11 protein-coding genes and 1 pseudogene are annotated in these 17,154 nt (G+C 61.0%); 3 read left to right on the top strand and 9 right to left on the bottom strand.

All coding sequences use genetic code 11. From position 1 onward, the window contains the following. Positions 1 to 88 precede the first annotated feature (88 nt). The 9 genes from ACOYXI_RS21825 to ACOYXI_RS21785 all read right to left on the bottom strand — a co-directional run bounded on the left by ACOYXI_RS21825 (position 89) and on the right by ACOYXI_RS21785 (position 10,437). Complete coding sequence (locus tag ACOYXI_RS21825; RefSeq protein WP_461675286.1) at positions 89 to 1,540, bottom strand: lipopolysaccharide kinase InaA family protein; 1,452 nt, start codon at positions 1,538 to 1,540, stop codon at positions 89 to 91. Next, a complete protein-coding gene (locus ACOYXI_RS21820; protein ID WP_282412622.1) occupies positions 1,540 to 2,292 on the bottom strand; it encodes a lipopolysaccharide kinase InaA family protein in 753 nt (250 codons plus the stop codon). The genes ACOYXI_RS21825 and ACOYXI_RS21820 overlap by 1 nt, the downstream gene beginning before the upstream one ends. Next, the gene (locus ACOYXI_RS21815; RefSeq protein ID WP_097087069.1) at positions 2,289 to 3,023 is read right to left on the bottom strand and encodes a lipopolysaccharide kinase InaA family protein; all 735 of its coding nucleotides are present in this window, start codon (positions 3,021 to 3,023) and stop codon (positions 2,289 to 2,291) included. Before ACOYXI_RS21815 ends, ACOYXI_RS21820 begins: the two co-directional genes overlap by 4 nt. Further along, a complete protein-coding gene (gene rfaP, locus ACOYXI_RS21810; RefSeq protein WP_098966890.1) occupies positions 3,023 to 3,829 on the bottom strand; it encodes a lipopolysaccharide core heptose(I) kinase RfaP in 807 nt (268 codons plus the stop codon). The genes ACOYXI_RS21815 and rfaP overlap by 1 nt, the downstream gene beginning before the upstream one ends. Next, complete coding sequence (locus ACOYXI_RS21805; protein ID WP_210556738.1) at positions 3,830 to 4,951, bottom strand: glycosyltransferase family 4 protein; 1,122 nt, start codon at positions 4,949 to 4,951, stop codon at positions 3,830 to 3,832. Further along, entirely contained in the window at positions 4,951 to 6,012 is a 1,062-nt protein-coding gene (gene waaC, locus ACOYXI_RS21800; RefSeq protein WP_461675285.1) for a lipopolysaccharide heptosyltransferase I, read from the bottom strand. Before waaC ends, ACOYXI_RS21805 begins: the two co-directional genes overlap by 1 nt. Position 6,013: 1 nt before the next feature. Then, a complete protein-coding gene (gene waaF, locus ACOYXI_RS21795; protein ID WP_098966885.1) occupies positions 6,014 to 7,048 on the bottom strand; it encodes a lipopolysaccharide heptosyltransferase II in 1,035 nt (344 codons plus the stop codon). Positions 7,049 to 7,375: 327 nt separating this feature from the next. Beyond that, positions 7,376 to 10,315: a bifunctional [glutamate--ammonia ligase]-adenylyl-L-tyrosine phosphorylase/[glutamate--ammonia-ligase] adenylyltransferase gene (gene glnE / locus ACOYXI_RS21790; RefSeq protein ID WP_461675284.1), complete on the bottom strand. Its 2,940-nt coding sequence runs from the start codon at positions 10,313 to 10,315 to the stop codon at positions 7,376 to 7,378. Then, a complete protein-coding gene (locus tag ACOYXI_RS21785) occupies positions 10,312 to 10,437 on the bottom strand; it encodes a hypothetical protein (RefSeq protein ID WP_256198919.1) in 126 nt (41 codons plus the stop codon). The genes glnE and ACOYXI_RS21785 overlap by 4 nt, the downstream gene beginning before the upstream one ends. A 262-nt stretch (positions 10,438 to 10,699) precedes the next feature. Between ACOYXI_RS21785 and aceE the strand changes: the two genes are divergently transcribed. The 3 genes and pseudogenes from aceE (at position 10,700) to ACOYXI_RS21770 (ending at position 16,997) form a co-directional block, all read left to right on the top strand. Beyond that, on the top strand, positions 10,700 to 13,345 hold the full coding sequence (gene aceE, locus ACOYXI_RS21780) for a pyruvate dehydrogenase (acetyl-transferring), homodimeric type (RefSeq protein WP_461675283.1): 2,646 nt from the start codon (positions 10,700 to 10,702) through the stop codon (positions 13,343 to 13,345). Positions 13,346 to 13,356: 11 nt separating this feature from the next. Next, the gene (aceF, locus tag ACOYXI_RS21775) at positions 13,357 to 15,321 is read left to right on the top strand and encodes a dihydrolipoyllysine-residue acetyltransferase (protein WP_134785272.1); all 1,965 of its coding nucleotides are present in this window, start codon (positions 13,357 to 13,359) and stop codon (positions 15,319 to 15,321) included. Between the two features lie 279 nt (positions 15,322 to 15,600). Continuing rightward, positions 15,601 to 16,997 (top strand): annotated as a pseudogene (locus ACOYXI_RS21770) (alkaline phosphatase D family protein). The last annotated feature ends 157 nt before the right edge of the window (positions 16,998 to 17,154 follow it).

Here is a 17,154-nt window from a genome sequence, read left to right as displayed (position 1 = left end):
CTGGGGCTTTAAAGCCCTGTTGCGAGCAGGCTCACTCCTACAGGGGAATGCTATCCCATGTGGGAGTGAGCTTGCTGGCGAAGGCGGCTCAGGCCGCGCTGGAGATGTCCTTGGGCAATCGCTGATCGATCACCTGATACAGCGCGCTGCTCTCGGGCCAGTTGCGCATGAACCGTGCCCGATCTCGCGCGTAGGCCGGCGCGAAACTTCCGACAGAACTGTGCTGACACATCGAATCCAGATCGATCAGTGCCCAGCGATCTTCCTGCCAGAACAGGTTATGACCCTTGAAGTCGCCATGGCTGATGCGCTCGGCAATCAACCGTGCGAACAGTCGATCCAGCGCCTGCAACTCGGATTCCGGCGCCGCACCGCTTTCCACATACGGCGCAAAGCGCTCGATGATGTCCGGCCCCGGCAGGAACTCGGTCACCAGATAAGCACGGCTGCGCAACCATAAAAAACGCTTTTCCAGCACCGCCAGCGGTTTCGGCGTGGCGATGCCGAGGAACGCCAGGCGATTGCCTTCACGCCACGAATGCCACGCGCGGCTCGGGCGCCAGAAGCGCTTGAGCCAGTGCGCAAAGCCTTTGATGTTGTAGCGCTTGATCACCAGCGTACGCCCGGCCACTTCGACCTTGCCGACGCTCGCCGCGCCGCCGGTCTTGTACAGATGGCCCTGATCGAGCAGCGCATCGGCCTGATCCAGCACCGGGAGCATCGCCGCTTCTTCCTCGCGACGGATCGCCCGCAAGGCGAACGCACCGCGCTGCACACTGAACAATGTGCACTCGCGGCCCACCTTGATCAGGTAATCCTTCAGGCGCCAGGCGCGTACCTTGGCGATCTGCTTCTGCAACGCTTCCAGCGGCAACGCGTGCTCACTGTTGCTCAGCAGGTAATACACCAGCAATTCTTCGGTGAACGGCTCAAGAGACTTGGGCAACTGGGCGAAAAACACCCCGAGGTTTTCCAGCACTTTCTGCCGTGACAACGGCTGGCCAGCGGTCTCGGCACAAATCCCGGCACCGTCGATCAGGTACAGCTGACCGCCCTGGCGCAGCAGGTTGTCCAGGTGCAGATCTTCCTGCCACAGTCCTTTGCCATGCAGTTGGCCGATCGCGCCCAGCGCCTCGGCGAGTACCGCCGATTGCTCGTCCGCCAGCACCGGCAGTGATTCGACTTTCTGCCAGGCATCACCGAGGCTTTCAGCACCTTCAAGGAACTCGAACAGCAGCCAGCCGCCTTCGCCATCCTTCAGGCCATCAGCCAACAACAGCGGCGTGGTCAGACCTTGTTCAGCGAGCAGTTTGACGCCCGCCAGTTCGCGCTGAAAATGCCGCGCCGCCTTGCTGCCCACCAACAATTTGGCCAGCACCGGCCGCCCGCGCCAGACCCCGGCACCGACATAGCGCTGCCCCGGCAGCACCCGCAGCAGACTCAGCAGTTGCAGATCCGCTGGGCCTGCCGCATCGGCAAGCGAAATCGTCAGCGGCAGACTCGGCGCACGTCCGGCGTTTTTCAGTTCGGACAAGCGCATCAACGGGTCTCCTTGCGACTGCGCCGTGCAGTCAGGCGCGTCACCCAGCTGTCGACCAGCGAACTGTCGACTGGCTGATCGAGATAGGCCGCGAGCAATTCGCGTAATTGCGCCTCGCTCCATTCCGGCGCACGACGCAGCAGCGGCTCCAGATCCTTGACCCGGTCGCGCATGCCGAACAGCAGGGGTCGGGTCTTTTCCAGGTCGATCAACTGCGCCTTATACGCGCCGCCATCAGCCTGCAAAAAGATGTGTTTCGGATAAAAGCAGCCGTGTACCTGACGCACGCCGTGCAGCTGGCGCGCCAGTTGTCCACAGGCCTGGAGAATGGCTGATTGCTGCGCGGTGCTCAGCTCGGACCAGCGTTGCAGCAACGAGTCGAGATCATCCCAGCCGTCGAGGGCACGAGTCAGCAGGATCGCCCGGACATCGCCCTTGACCTTGCGCTCACCGAAGAACGCCGCTTGCAGCGCCGGGATCCCCAACTTGTTGTAGCGGCTGATGTTGCGAAACTCGCGGGCGAAACTCGGCTCGCCGAACGGCGCATGCAGGGTGCGGGTCAGGTAGTTGCTCTGGCGCTTGAGGTAGTAGGCCTGCCCTTCCAACTCCAGGCGAAACACGCTGCTCCAGCCACCGCCATCGGTGTTCGGTTCGTCCACGGCTTCGAGCTGTTTGGCCCAGAGCGCGTCGAAAGTGCCGAGGCCATGACGCTCAAGTAGCGCCCGGTCTTCAGCGGCCAGGAAATCAGTCATTCGCGTCCCTCGAAAAATCTCACCACGTGGCGAATCCGTTTCTTGTCGGCGGCATTCAGCCGATCACGTCCGCGGTATTGCAGGTAGAAGCGCAGGCGCTGGGTGTTCGACAGGTGATACTTGGCCACCTTGTCGAGACAGGCCAGATCCTTGGTGATCCGGTATTTGAGCCAGAAGCCGCGCCAGAAATCGCCGTTCGGGCAGTCGATCAGAAACAGCTGCGCCTGATCGTCGATCAGCAGGTTGCGCCATTTCAGATCGTTATGGGTAAAGCGGTGGTCGTGCATGGTTCGGGTGTAGCCGGCCAGTTGCCGGCTGATGCCATCGACCCACAGACGATCCTTGAGTTTCGGATCGTTGCGTTCGGCCAGCGCCGACAGGTCTTCGGTGCGCGGCAGCTCGCGGGTGATCATGGCGCCACGGGCATAGGCCGCGCCACGTCGCTCCAGACCCCAGGCCACCACTTCGGCGGTGGGAATGCCCCATTTGGCGAAGCGTTTGAGGTTCTGCCACTCCATCTTCACCCGTGGCTTACCCAGGTAACGGCGCAAGCCTTTACCGGCGCCGACGTAGCGTTTGACGTAGTAATTCACGCCGTTGCGCTGCACGCGAATGACTTCGGACAGCGGATCACGGGTCAGACGTTCGCCCTGCAGGGCAAACACCGCTTCGAGGCTGCCGAAATCTTCGGCCAGTTCGCTGTATTGCGGTTCAAGCGTCCAACCCGCCATCAGAGCGCATCCCCGTAACGCTGTTTGCGCGCATAGAGCTTGTTGGCCTTGCCCTCGAGCCAGCTCAGCAACGGCGCTTCTTCGGCGAGGATCTGCCGTAGCGGCTGCTGGAAGTAGCCTTTGAGGAAACGCAGCTTGTCGCGTCGGGTCAGGCCGATGTCCAGTGCCGAGAAATACAGCGCGGCCAGATCCTTGTTGCGCCAGCGTTGAGTGATCCGAGGACGGGTCTGGGCGCGGTGCAGGTCGATCACCGAGAGTTTGAAATCGTCCGGGGTGATCGGCTTGTCGGTGTGCAGCAGAAAGTGGCAGATGTAGCAGTCGCGGTGGTTGACCCCGGCGCGGTGCATCATGCCGGTCATGCGCGCCACTTCAGCGATCAGCGCGCGCTTGAGTTTCGGCTGCGGCGGGTTCTTGACCCAATCGATGCTGAAGTCTTCGAGGCTGATGGTCGGCGCCAGCTCTTCGGTGACGATGAACGAATGCTGATCCGCCGGGTTGCTGCCCTTCTCGCCATAAGCCACGGCGGTCATGGTCGGCACACCGACTTCCTGCAGACGCTGGATTGCCTTCCACTCCTGACCTGCGCCAAGCACCGGCAGCTTGGCGGTCAGCAGGTTCTTGAAAATCTCGCCCCAGCCGATGCCCCGGTGGATCTTGACGAAAAATCCGTTGCCGTCGACTTCCGTGCGCAGAGTCCGTCGAGCTTCCAGCTCGCGGTAGACCTCGCCCTGCAAGCCTTCGACTTCGGCGAACGGGTCGCGCCCGGCCCAAAGGCTCTTGAACGGTTCAGCCAGCATCAACTTCATTTAAGCGTGCTCCGCCAGAATCACATCGGCCGCGTGCTGCGGCATGCTGTAGAGGTCGGCCGTCTCGGCGAAAGCCAGACCATTGCGGCTCCAGGCCGCGCGTGCAGCGTCGTCATTCAACATGTCAGTCAGGTACTGCGTCAGTTGCGCCTGATCGAACGGCTCGTCCAGCACTCGCCCGGCGTCCGCCTCGGCAATGTAATGGGCGTAACCGCAGACCGCGCTGACCAGCACCGGCAACCCGGCGACCAGCGCTTCGAGCAATACGGTGCCGGTGTTTTCGTTGTACGCCGGGTGGATCAACAGGTCGGCGCCAAGCAGGAAGCGCGGGATATCGCTGCGACCCTTGAGGAAGGTCACGTTGTCGCCCAGGCCCAAAGTCGTACTCTGCATCTGGAACAATTTGGGGTCATCCTGGCCGATTACAAACAGCCGGGTGCGCTTCTTCAGCTCGGCGGGCAGTGCAGCCAGCGCCTTGAGGCTGCGATCGACGCCCTTGGTCTTGAACCCGGAACCGATCTGCACCAGCAGCAGTTCGTCGTCCTTGAGGTTGAATTCGGCGCGGAAACCGGCGCGAATCTCGTCGGCATCCGCCGGCCGGCGACGGTCCTGGGCGATACCCGGCGGCAGCAGGTGGAAGCGCTCCAGCGGCGTGTCGTAGTGCTTGATGAACAGCGGCTGCTGCACTTCGGAAATCATCAGCACTTCGGTTTTCGCGTCTTTGGCGAACACCGCGCGCTCGTACTCGGCGAAGTGGCGATAGCGGCCCCAGCGGCGGTACAACGAATGGCGCAGGTTCTGCGCCTTGTCTTCGAAGCAGCCGTCGGCGGCGTAGTAGACGTCCAGCCCCGGCATCTTGTTGAAGCCGATCAAGCGGTCCACCGGACGCTTGGCCAGATCCGCTTCCATCCACGCCGTGAGTTTCTCGTTGCGCCGATGATTGAAGAACGCCTTGACCGGCGCCACCAGCACTTCGAAACCGGGCGGCACGTCGCCTTCCCAGATCAGCGTATAGACACGGATCTGATGGCCGCGCTTCTGGCATTCGAGGGCGATGCGCATGAAGTCGCGCTGCAAGCCACCGAACGGGAAATATTTGTACAGAACAAAAGCCAATTGCATCAGCGCAGCTCCTCAGCCATTAACAACGTGCTCAGTCGGCTGGCGACACGCTCGGGATTCACACGCGTGAAGCACAGGGGCTGCTCGCGTTTCAGGTCAAACTGACGGGCATCCTGCACGGTCGGTTGGTAAGTGCATTTCTTTTGCAGGCAAGGGGCGCAGGGGAAATCACTGGCCATGTGAATCTGCACCTTGCCGTAGGCGCCGGTCAGGCCCGGGTTGGTCGGGCCGAACAGGGAAATCGTCGGCACATCCAGCGCAGCTGCGAGGTGACCCAGACCGGTGTCCACCGCCACGCAGGCCTGGGCGCCGGCCAGCACTTTGCCGACCCCGGCCAGATTCAGCTTCGGCAACACTTCGGCGTGCTTGAAGCCAGCGGCGATGCGCTCGGCGCGGGCCTTCTCCAGCGGGTTGCCCCACGGCAGTTTGACCCCGACGCCCAGATAGCCGACCCGCTCGGTCAGCTCGCGCCAGTAGGCTTCCGGCCAGTGTTTGGTGTCCCACGTGGTGCCGTGCAGGAACACCACGAACGCGCTCTTGCGCGGCAATTCCACCAGACGCTCGACGTTGAGGCCGTAGTCGCCCAACCCTTTGGGCAGGTCATAACCGAGGGCGATGGCGAACAGCTGACGCACCCGTTCGACCGCATGCTGCCCACGGGCCACCGCCAGTTTGCGGTCGTAGAAACGTGCAGCGATCGGCTCGCGCGCCGAGCCTTTGTCGAGGCCGGCCACCGGGGCTTTGACGTAGCGCGTCAGCCAGGCGCTTTTCAGCAGGCCCTGAGCGTCGATCACCAGATCGTATTTGCTGGCACGCACGCTTTGCTTGAAGCGCTTCCACTCGCCACTCTTGATGGTCTGCCAGAGGTTCTTGCGCCAGCGACGGATCGCCACGGGAATCACCTTGCCGACGGCCGGGTGCCAGGTCGGGATCTCGGCGAAGCCTTCTTCCACCACCCAGTCGAACTTGATCCCGGGGATGGCCCGGGCCGCGTCGGTCAGCGCCGGCAACGCGTGAATCACGTCGCCCAGCGATGAAGTCTTGATCAGCAATACCCGCAACTTAATGAACCTCGACCACGGAGCCCTGCAGTTTCTGCAAGGCATCGTTGACCGCGTCCGGCATCAGCTGGCGCAGGCAGTTGTAATGGCCGAACCGGCAGGTACGGTCGAAGCACGGGCTGCAATCGAGGCCCAGACGCACGACTTCGACGTGTTCGGCCAACGGCGGCGTGAAGCCCGGCGAGGTCGAGCCATACACCGCCACCAACGGGCGATTCAGCGCAGCGGCGACGTGCATCAGACCAGAGTCGTTGGACACCACCGAATCGGCGCACGACAGCAGGTCGATGGCTTCGGCCAGCGAGGTGCCGCCGCTGAGGTTGACCGATTCTTCACGCAGGCCGGGAATCAGCCGTGCGCGAATGTCTTCGCCTACCGCGTGGTCGTTTTTCGAGCCGAACAGCCACACCTGCCAGCCTTCGCGAATCCGCGCTTCGGCAACCTTGGCGTAGTGCTCGGACGGCCAGCGCTTGGATTCGCCGAACTCGGCGCCGGGGCACAGGGCCAACACCGGACGGTCCAGAGTCAGGCCGAACTTGGCCAGCGCCGCTTCGCGGGTCACCGGATCGATTTGCAGGCTCGGACGCGGATAAGGCTTTGGCAGCTCGGCGTTCGGCTCGTAAGCCAGCGCCATGAAGCGCTCGATCATCAGCGGATAACGTTCTTTATCCAGCGTGCGCACGTCATTGAGCAGGCCGTAGCGGAATTCGCCACGCCAGCCGGTGCGTTGCTTGATGCCGGCGAAAAACGGCACCAGCGCCGATTTCAGCGAGTTCGGCAGCAGGATGGCCTGATCGTACTGGCCGGCCAGGGATTTGCCGATCCGCCGACGCGTCGCCAGTTCCAGCGCGCCATGGCCGAGCGGAAAGCTCAAGGCCTTGCGCACTTCAGGCATGCGCTCAAGGATCGGCCGGCTCCACTCGGGGGCCAGCACGTCGATTTCGCATTGCGGGTGGCGCTGCTTGAGACACTGAAACAGTGTCTGCGCCATCACCATGTCACCGACCCAACTGGGCCCAACGATCAGAATATTCATGTGGTTTCCATAAACGAACCGGGGAGGCATTTACGCCTCCCCGCCTCGAGAATTCTACAAACACTGTAGATCTGCTGTGGAAGCGCGCTTGCTCGCGAAAGGGTCTTCACATCCAACATTATTGTCGTCTGATACTCCGCTATCGCGAGCAGGCTCGCTCCCACAGGGTTTTGCATCCGGCCCTTAATCTGCAATCAACGCAAATCCAATGTGGGAGCGGGCTTGCTCGCGAAGGGGCCGTCACATCCTGCATCGAAGGTGACTGACACTGCGCATTCGCGAGCAAGCTCGCTCCCACAAGGTAATCGGTGCTTCAAATATCCGGTTTCAGCTTAGCCCCAACTCTTTCCAGATCCGCAATACCTGCCGGCGCTCCTCGACAAACTGGTCGCCTGCAATCACCCCGGCGTCCTTCTGCAAGGCCTGTCGGTGGGCGGCGGAGCGGTAGGCTTTATAGGCCTCGCGCAACAGGCTGGCATCTTCGGCAGGCATCAGCCCTTCGTGTTCCAGCTCTTCCAGAATGCGGATGTTATCGGTCCAGCGCAGCAATGGCGGGTGGCTGTGCGACCACGCCAGGGCCGCGTATTGCACCATAAATTCAATATCGACGATACCTCCGGCGTCCTGCTTGAGGTCGAACGGCGCCGTGGCCTCGAAGGCATTTGCCGCGGTACCGGCCGCCGTGCTCTTGCTGCCGAGGTTATCGCGCATCTTGGCGCGCATCTCGCTGACTTCCTGTTGCAGCTTCGCCAGATCCCGCGCCTTGCCCAAAACCTGCGCGCGGACTTTCTCGAAGGCCTGGCCGACATCCTGACTGCCGACCAGCACCCGCGCCCGCACCAGGGCCTGATGCTCCCAGGTCCAGGCTTCATTTTCCTGATAGCGCTCAAACGCCCCGAGCGAGCTGACCAACAGCCCCGACGCGCCGGACGGGCGCAAACGCATGTCCACTTCATACAGCTGGCCGGAGTTGGTCTGCGCCGTCAGCAAGTGAATGATCCGCTGCCCCAGCCGGGTGAAGAACTGCGCGCCATCGATGGGCTTCGGCCCGTCGGTTTCCGCCTGCGGATCGCCGTCATGGATGAACACCAAGTCCAGGTCCGAACCATGCCCCAGTTCCAGCCCGCCGACTTTGCCATAACCGACAATGATGAAGCCGGGATCGCACAAACTGCCGTCAGTGCGCAGCGGCGTGCCGTATTTGGCCACCGTCTGACGCCAGGCCAGCGCCAGCACTTGCTCGAGAATCGCTTCGGCGAGCCAGGTCAGGTAATCACTGACTTTCATCAGCGGCAGGCTGCCGGCGATTTCCGAGGCAGCGACGCGCAAACGGTGAGCCAGTTTGAAGTGGCGCAGCGCTTCCATCTGCTGTTCGAGGTCGTCTTCGGGGATCCGCGTCAGGCGCTCGCGCAATTCGGCGGCCAGTTCCGGCGCCAGTGGCGGCTTGAACAGCCGGCCTTCGTTGAGCAATTCGTCGAGCAGCAGCGGGAAGCGGGTGATCTGTTCGGCAATCCACGGACTGGCCGCACACAGCGTCAGCAAGCGCCGCAGGGCGCCGGGGTTTTCCGTCAGCAACACTAAATAAGCCGAGCGTCGGGCCACGGCTTCGACCAGTGGCAACACTCGTTCCAGCACCAGATCCGGGTTGTCATGCTCCACCGCCTGCGCCAGCAGACGCGGAATAAACGCATCGAGACGCTCGCGACCCAGCCGCTGCATGGCGCGCAATTGCGGACTGCCACGCAAACTGGCCAGAGCTTTCAGCGCTTTGCTCGCGTCCTTGAAGCCGCCCTCTTCCAGTTGCCGACAAGCAGCCTCTTCATCCTGCTCCTCTTCCCACAGCGGCAACCACTCACCGCCCACCACCACCTCGCAGTCGGCGCCCTCTTCCTCATCGGGATCGGCGATCACCTGCGCAAAGTGCCAGGCCACCCGACCACGCCAGAACATCAGCTTTTCATGGAAGGCCTGCCAATCGGCAAAACCGAGCATGAACGCGATGCGCGCCTGATCCTGAGCGCCGTCCGGCAACATCTGGGTCTGGCGATCGGCAATCGCCTGGATCGCGTGTTCGGTGTAGCGCAGGAATTCATAGCCTTCGCGCAGCTCATTGATCACCGCCGGCGGCAAGTAACCCTGCCCTTCCAGCGTGCTCAGCACCTTTAATAGAGGACGCTGTTGCAGGCTGAGGTCGCGCCCGCCGTGAATCAACTGAAAAGCCTGGGCAATGAACTCGACCTCGCGGATACCGCCGGAGCCGAGTTTTATGTTGTCGGCCATGCCCTTGCGCCGCACTTCCTGCTGGATCAGCTGCTTCATGGTGCGCAGCGCTTCGATCGCCGAGAAGTCCAGGTAACGGCGGTAAACGAACGGGCGCAGCATGTCGAGCAACTGTGCGCCCGCCGCTTGATCACCGGCCACCACCCGCGCCTTGATCATCGCGTAGCGTTCCCAGTCGCGGCCCTGATCCTGGTAATACTGTTCCAGCGCATTGAAGCTCAGCACCAGCGCGCCGGATGAACCGTACGGACGCAGGCGCATGTCGACGCGGAACACGAAGCCGTCGACGGTCATCGGATCGAGGGCCTTGATCAGGCGCTGACCGAGACGAATGAAGAATTCCTGATTATCCAGCGCGCGTTTCACGCCGACGGTTTCGCCGCCCTCGGGGTAGGCGAAGATCAGGTCGATGTCCGACGACAGGTTCAGCTCGACCGCGCCGAGCTTGCCCATGCCGAGGATGACCATCTGCTGCGGCAAGCCGCTGCGCCGGCCGGTCGGCGTACCGAACTGCTGGCAATGGCGGCTGTACAGCCATTGGTAGGCTTGGTCGATGGTGGCGTCGGCCATGTCCGACAGGTCGCGACAGGTCTGTACCAGATCAGCCTGGCGGTTCAGGTCACGCCAGATGATCCGCACTTGATGGCGGGCACGCTGGCGACGCAGGACGCGACCGAGTTCGTCTTCGCTTTGCGCGGCAGCCACCGCTGCGGCAATCTGCGCGCAGAGTTCACCCGGCGCGAACGGCCGGTCGAGTTCACCGGACTGCACCAGTGACAACAACATCAAAGGGTCACGAACGCTCTGTTCAATAACGAAATCGCTGGCGGCACTGACGCGGGCGAATTGCGCCCAGCGCTCCGGGGTCCAGTTGGAGAAGCCGTGATCGTCTTCCAGGGCGGCGACGGCCGTACGGAACGACTGCTCGGATCGAGTGACCAACGGCAGGAGAATGGCGGGGAGTTCAGCGAGCACGGGCAGGGTCATGGTCTATCCTTGATCGGCGTGTAAATGGCCGCTTGTAGTGTTTGATGAAAACCCGCTACGCGAAGGACTGTCGAACAAAAGTTAGAAATAGCTGAAATTTCTTCTTCTTTGGCATCCAGCATCAAACTTTCACCTTTTTCGGATGGTAATCGACCAACCTTAACGATTATTCTCACAACGCAGTCGGAGGCCACAAGCCTTTCCTCTGTAGTTTTACTACTCGTCTATACAGGCGAAAGGCTGAAATGCTCAAAGATTTGTAGTAAAACTACACGCCGCCGGAACAACCTGTCGGCAATCCAAGAATTTTAAATCGTCTGCCCACAAGGCCAGTCGCAAACTCAGGCAACCGATTCTGGAAGCCTTTCCGCCCTGGAGCAAGCCATGCAAGACCTCGATCCCGTCGAAACCCAGGAATGGCTGGACGCCCTGGAATCGGTTCTCGACAAAGAAGGCGAAGACCGTGCTCACTATCTGATGACCCGTATGGGTGAACTGGCGACCCGCAGCGGTTCGCAGCTCCCTTACGCCATCACCACGCCTTACCGCAACACCATCCCGGTAACCCACGAAGCACGCATGCCTGGCGACCTGTTCATGGAACGCCGCATTCGCTCGCTGGTGCGCTGGAACGCAATGGCCATGGTAATGCGTACGAACCTGAAAGATTCTGACCTGGGTGGTCACATCTCCAGCTTCGCTTCCAGTGCGACCCTGTATGACATCGGCTTCAACTATTTCTTCCAGGCCCCGACCGACGAACACGGCGGCGACCTGATCTACTTCCAGGGCCACACCTCGCCAGGCGTTTACGCCCGTGCGTTCATGGAAGGTCGCATCACCGAAGACCAGATGAACAACTTCCGCCAGGAAGTCGACGGTCAGGGCCTGTCGTCCTACCCGCACCCTTGGCTGATGCCTGACTTCTGGCAGTTCCCGACCGTATCCATGGGTCTGGGTCCGATCCAGGCGATCTACCAGGCACGCTTCATGAAGTACCTGGAACACCGCGGCTTCATCCAGCCGGGCAAACAGAAAGTCTGGTGCTTCCTGGGCGACGGCGAGTGCGACGAGCCGGAATCCCTCGGTGCGATCTCCCTGGCCGGCCGCGAGAAGCTGGACAACCTGATCTTCGTCATCAACTGCAACCTGCAGCGCCTCGACGGCCCGGTTCGCGGCAACGGCAAGATCATCCAGGAACTCGAAGGCGTGTTCCGCGGTGCTCAGTGGAACGTGACCAAAGTCATCTGGGGCCGTTTCTGGGACCCACTGCTGGCCAAGGACGTCGACGGCATCCTGCAACGTCGCATGGACGAAGTCATCGACGGCGAGTACCAGAACTACAAAGCCAAAGACGGCGCGTTCGTTCGCGAGCACTTCTTCAACACGCCTGAACTCAAGGCGATGGTTGCCGACCTGTCCGACGACGAGATCTGGAAACTCAACCGTGGCGGCCACGACCCGTACAAGGTCTATGCGGCGTACCACGAAGCGGTCAACCACAAAGAACAACCAACCGTCATCCTCGCCAAGACCATCAAGGGTTATGGCACCGGTGCCGGCGAAGCGAAAAACACTGCGCACAACACCAAGAAAGTCGACGTCGACAGCCTGAAGTTGTTCCGCGACCGCTTCGACATCCCGGTCAAGGACGAAGAGCTGGAGAACCTGCCGTTCTTCAAGCCAGAGCCAAACAGCGCCGAAGCCCGCTACCTGAGCGAGCGCCGTGCCGCACTGGGCGGTTTCGTACCGCAGCGCCGCGCGCAGAGCTTCAGCGTACCGACCCCGGACCTGGACACCCTGAAAGCCATCCTCGATGGTTCGGGCGACCGTGAAATTTCCACCACCATGGCCTTCGTGCGGATCCTCGCGCAACTGGTCAAGGACAAGGAAATCGGCCCGCGCATCGTGCCGATCATCCCGGACGAAGCCCGTACCTTCGGTATGGAAGGCATGTTCCGTCAGCTGGGCATCTACTCCTCCGTCGGCCAGCTCTACGAGCCAGTCGATAAAGACCAGGTGATGTTCTACAAGGAAGACCAGAAAGGTCAGATCCTTGAAGAAGGCATCAACGAAGCAGGCGCCATGAGTTCCTTCATCGCTGCCGGTACTTCGTACTCCAGCCACAACCAGCCGATGCTGCCGTTCTACATCTTCTACTCGATGTTCGGCTTCCAGCGTATCGGTGACCTGGCCTGGGCCGCTGGCGACAGCCGTACCCGTGGCTTCCTGATCGGCGGCACCGCCGGCCGTACCACCCTGAACGGTGAAGGTCTGCAGCACGAAGACGGTCACAGCCACCTGCTGGCCGCGACCATCCCGAACTGCCGCACCTACGATCCGACCTACGGCTACGAGCTGGCGGTGATCATTCAGGACGGCATGAAGAAGATGACCGAAGATCAACAGGACATCTTCTACTACATCACCGTGATGAACGAGTCGTACCAGCAGCCAGCCATGCCGGCCGGTGCCGAAGAAGGCATCAAGAAAGGCATGTACCTGCTCGAAGAAGACACCCGCGATGCGGCGCATCACGTACAACTGATGGGCTCCGGCACCATCCTGCGTGAAGTGCGTGAAGCGGCGAAGATCCTGCGTGAAGAGTTCAACATCGGCGCCGACGTATGGAGCGTCACCAGCTTCAACGAACTGCGTCGCGACGGCCTGGCCGTAGAGCGCAGCAACCGTCTGAAGCCTGGCCAGAAGCCTAAGCAGAGCTACGTTGAAGAGTGCCTGAGCGGCCGTAAAGGTCCGGTCATCGCTGCTACCGACTACATGAAGCTGTTCGCCGAGCAGATCCGTCAGTGGGTACCGTCCAAGGAATTCAAAGTCCTGGGCACCGACGGTTTCGGCCGCAGCGACAGCCGCAAGAAACTGCGTCATTTCTTCGAAGTCGACCGTCATTTCGTGGTGTTGGCAGCCCTGGAAGCACTGGCTGACCGTGGTGATATCGAACCTAAAGTGGTGGCCGAGGCCATCGTCAAGTTCGGCATCGACCCGGAAAAACGCAACCCACTGGACTGCTGAGGAGACATTTTGTGAGCGAACTCATTCGCGTACCTGACATCGGCAGCGGTGAAGGTGAAGTAATTGAACTGTTTGTGAAGGTCGGCGACCGTATCGAAGCCGACCAGAGCATCCTGACCCTGGAATCGGACAAGGCCAGCATGGAAGTGCCGGCCCCGAAAGCCGGCGTCATCAAGAGCCTGAAAGTCAAGCTGGGCGACCGTCTGAAAGAAGGCGACGAGCTGCTTGAGCTGGAAGTCGAGGGCGCCGCGCAAGCGGCCCCTGCACCTGCTGCTGCACCGGCTGCAAAAGCTGAAGCCAAACCGGCTGCCGCTCCTGCTGCTGCGGCGCCAGCCGCTGCCCCTGCTGCCGCTTCGGTGCAGCAAGTGCACGTGCCGGACATCGGTTCGTCGGGCAAGGCGCAGATCATCGAGATCCAGGTCAAGGTCGGCGACACCGTCGAGGCTGATCAATCTTTGATCACCCTGGAATCCGACAAGGCCAGCATGGAAATCCCGTCGCCTGCCGCGGGCGTGGTCAAGGCCATCAGCGTCAAACTCAACGACGAAGTCGGCACGGGCGACCTGATTCTGGATCTGGAAGTGGCGGGTGCTGCGGCCCCTGCTGCGGCCGCTCCGGCTCAGGCCGCTGCGCCAGCCGCTGCTGCTGCGCCTGCTCCGGCTGCCGCCCCGGCTGCTCCGGTTGCCGACAGCGTTCAGGACATCCACGTTCCGGACATTGGTTCGGCCGGCAAGGCCAAGATCATCGAAGTCCTGGTCAAGGCTGGTGACAGCGTTGAAGCCGACCAGTCGCTGATCACCCTCGAATCCGACAAGGCAAGCATGGAAATCCCATCGCCTGCCGCTGGCGTGGTGGAAAGCATTTCCATCAAGCTGGACGACGAAGTCGGCACCGGCGACCTGATCCTCAAGCTGAAAGTCAAAGGCGCAGCCCCTGCTGCTGCCCCGGCTCCAGCTGCCGCCGCTGCGCCAAGCGCTCCGGCACCGGCCGCTGCTGCTCCGGCTGCCGCTGCACCTGCTGCTGCCGCTCCGGTTGCTGCTCCGGCCAAGCCTGGTGCCAAAGTTCACGCCGGCCCGGCCGTGCGTCAACTGGCCCGCGAGTTCGGCGTCGAGCTGAGCGCCGTTGGCGCCAGCGGTCCGCACGGTCGCATCCTCAAGGAAGACGTGCAGGTTTACGTCAAGGCGATGATGCAGAAGGCCAAGGAAGCACCGGCCGCTGCTGGCGGCGCAACCGGTGGCGCGGGCATCCCGCCGATCCCGGTCGTGGACTTCAGCCGCTTCGGTGAAATCGAAGAAGTGCCGATGACCCGCCTGATGCAGGTCGGCGCTGCCAACCTGCACCGCAGCTGGCTGAACGTGCCGCACGTGACGCAATTCGACTCGGCGGATATCACCGAGCTGGAAGCCTTCCGCGTTGCGCAAAAAGCCGTCGCCGAGAAGGCCGGCGTCAAGCTGACCATCCTGCCGCTGCTGCTCAAGACCTGCGCGCACCTGCTCAAGGAGCTGCCGGACTTCAACAGTTCGCTGGCGCCAAGCGGCAAGGCGATCATTCGCAAGAAGTACGTCAACATCGGTTTCGCGGTCGACACTCCAGATGGCCTGCTGGTACCGGTCATCAAGAACGTCGACCAGAAGAGCCTGCTGCAACTGGCTGCAGAAGCTGCTTCGCTGGCTGAAAAAGCCCGCACCAAGAAGCTCTCTTCGGACGAGATGCAAGGCGCCTGCTTCACCATTTCCAGCCTCGGCCACATTGGCGGCACCGGCTTCACGCCGATCGTCAACGCGCCGGAAGTGGCGATCCTCGGTGTTTCCAAGGCAACCATCCAGCCAGTCTGGGACGGCAAAGCCTTCCAGCCGAAACTGATGCTGCCACTGTCGCTGTCCTACGATCACCGTGTGATCAACGGCGCCGCCGCTGCACGCTTCACCCAGCGTCTGGGCAGCCTGCTGGGCGACATCCGCACCATCCTGCTGTAAAGCGTTCGGCCCTCCGGCAACGGAGGGCCGATTGCGTCCCACGTTTTCGAGCGCCACACGCTCGTACCTCAACCCCGTCAGTTTGACGGGGCTTTTTTTGCCCGAAGAAAAGTCACAACGCTTTTATTCCTACAACTTCGGTCTACTAAGTGACCGAGTCCAGTCCACTTCGCGCCGATATTTTTTATCCGCCGACAACTAACCTTGGCGGCACAAGTTAAACGAATAACTTGCTAAACACTGACCGTTATTCAAGTATCAATTCGAACGGATTCGAACATGTTAAAACCAACTGTCGGCCCGATTATTGGCCATACAACAACTAATCACGCACGCATCTTCATGCGCGGCGACTTGCAAAACAACGCCACCACATTTGCCGGCCTGCGTTATCGAAAGCGCGACAGCAATCAATGGTCAAATAGCCTTTTTCCCGTTTAAGTGCTTTGCGCGATTTTTGCCAGGTCTTTTCATTGAATGACCTGGAGAGCCATTGCGAATACGAATACCAGACGGGCTGGTTCAGCCCCATGAGCCCGGTGCATACCGTCGAAAGCATCGCCGAATTGCCTTTGCAATGGCCGCGCGAGATCTACCGCTTTAGCACCCGTGCCAGCGACGCCGCGCAGCCACGCGCTTATATCATCGGCTCCTGTCGCTACTTGCGCATGACCGCCGGCATTGCTTCCCTGCCCCAAATTGGCGACCGTATATTCGCCTCGATCAATCAGTTGATCGAAGGCGCCGAGCCGCCGATCAGCGCCACCCTGATGACCGGAGACCAGATCTATGTCGACGACCTCAACCTGATTGCCCCGGATCGCGAATACAAGGACATCCTCGATAAATATCGCGCGGCGTTCTCGCAACCGAATATTCAGCGGCTGATGTCCGGCACTTCGACTTACATGATCCTCGACGATCACGAAATTGAAGACAACTGGCCGGCGAACGCCAGCAAGTCCGATCATGAGTTATATCGCAATGCAATGGCGGCGTATGAGTTGTATCAAGCCAGTCATAGTCCGGCGCATGAACTAACAGTTGATGGCGAGATTGATCATTCAAAACTGGCGCATTACTGGTATCAGTTCAGCGATGGCGATATTGAATGGTTTGTCACTGATAGCCGCACTCGGCGCAACCTGGCTGCTGATGATCGACGCATCCTGGACAGCGAGCAGGAACAGGCCCTGGTCGCCTGGCTGAGCAACAGCAAGGCACGGGTCAAATTCGTGGTCACCAGCGTGATGTTCTATCCGGATCGCAAACTGCACGGCGACGATGCCTGGAAAGCCTTCCCGGAGCAGCGCCTGCGCCTGCTGGAAACCATCCGCACCCGACAGATCAGGAATGTCGTATTCGTCTCAGGCGATGTGCACGGCTCGCTGACCTCGCGCCTGACCCACAGCGAAGACCCGGAATTCGAAGTCCACACCATCGTTTCCTCGCCGCTGTGCAACAGCAAGCTGTTGCCCTACGCCAAGGCGTCGACGTTCATCCTCGATCAACCGCTGGCGCGCACGGCCGCGGGCGATTATCGGCATGAATTGACCAGCGCGGTGGTCAGTGAGGACAACTTCGCCCATGTGGTGGTCGAGGCTGATCAGATTCTGGTCAATTACCATGATCGGGATGGCAAGAAGCTGCAATCGATCAGCATTAAATTGCGTTGAATTCTGAAAAGATCGCAGCCTGCGGCAGCTCCTGCAGGACTTCGTATTTCCTGTAGGAGTTGCCGCAAGCTGCGATCTTTTGCTCTTTTCAACCACCCACTGGAGAAATGCCCCGAGCGGCCGACACATTCTTATAGCACTTGGCCTTCATCTCTCT

It is taken from the genome of Pseudomonas sp. G3-19 (genome assembly GCF_054855875.1).
Note: the sequence above shows the minus strand (reverse complement) of the source record. Positions and strands in the feature narration are given on the sequence as shown.

Excerpts from the sequence above, each read along its gene's own strand:
- ACOYXI_RS21815 (WP_097087069.1), bottom strand. The coding sequence starts at position 3,023 with ATGGCGGGTTGGACGCTTGAACCGCAATACAGCGAACTGGCCGAAGAT.
- ACOYXI_RS21805 (WP_210556738.1), bottom strand. The coding sequence starts at position 4,951 with ATGCAATTGGCTTTTGTTCTGTACAAATATTTCCCGTTCGGTGGCTTG.
- ACOYXI_RS21825 (WP_461675286.1), bottom strand. The coding sequence starts at position 1,540 with ATGCGCTTGTCCGAACTGAAAAACGCCGGACGTGCGCCGAGTCTGCCG.
- ACOYXI_RS21785 (WP_256198919.1), bottom strand. The coding sequence starts at position 10,437 with ATGCTGGATGCCAAAGAAGAAGAAATTTCAGCTATTTCTAACTTTTGT.
- waaF (WP_098966885.1), bottom strand. The coding sequence starts at position 7,048 with ATGAATATTCTGATCGTTGGGCCCAGTTGGGTCGGTGACATGGTGATG.
- glnE (WP_461675284.1), bottom strand. The coding sequence starts at position 10,315 with ATGACCCTGCCCGTGCTCGCTGAACTCCCCGCCATTCTCCTGCCGTTG.
- rfaP (WP_098966890.1), bottom strand. The coding sequence starts at position 3,829 with ATGAAGTTGATGCTGGCTGAACCGTTCAAGAGCCTTTGGGCCGGGCGC.
- aceE (WP_461675283.1), top strand. The coding sequence starts at position 10,700 with ATGCAAGACCTCGATCCCGTCGAAACCCAGGAATGGCTGGACGCCCTG.
- ACOYXI_RS21820 (WP_282412622.1), bottom strand. The coding sequence starts at position 2,292 with ATGACTGATTTCCTGGCCGCTGAAGACCGGGCGCTACTTGAGCGTCAT.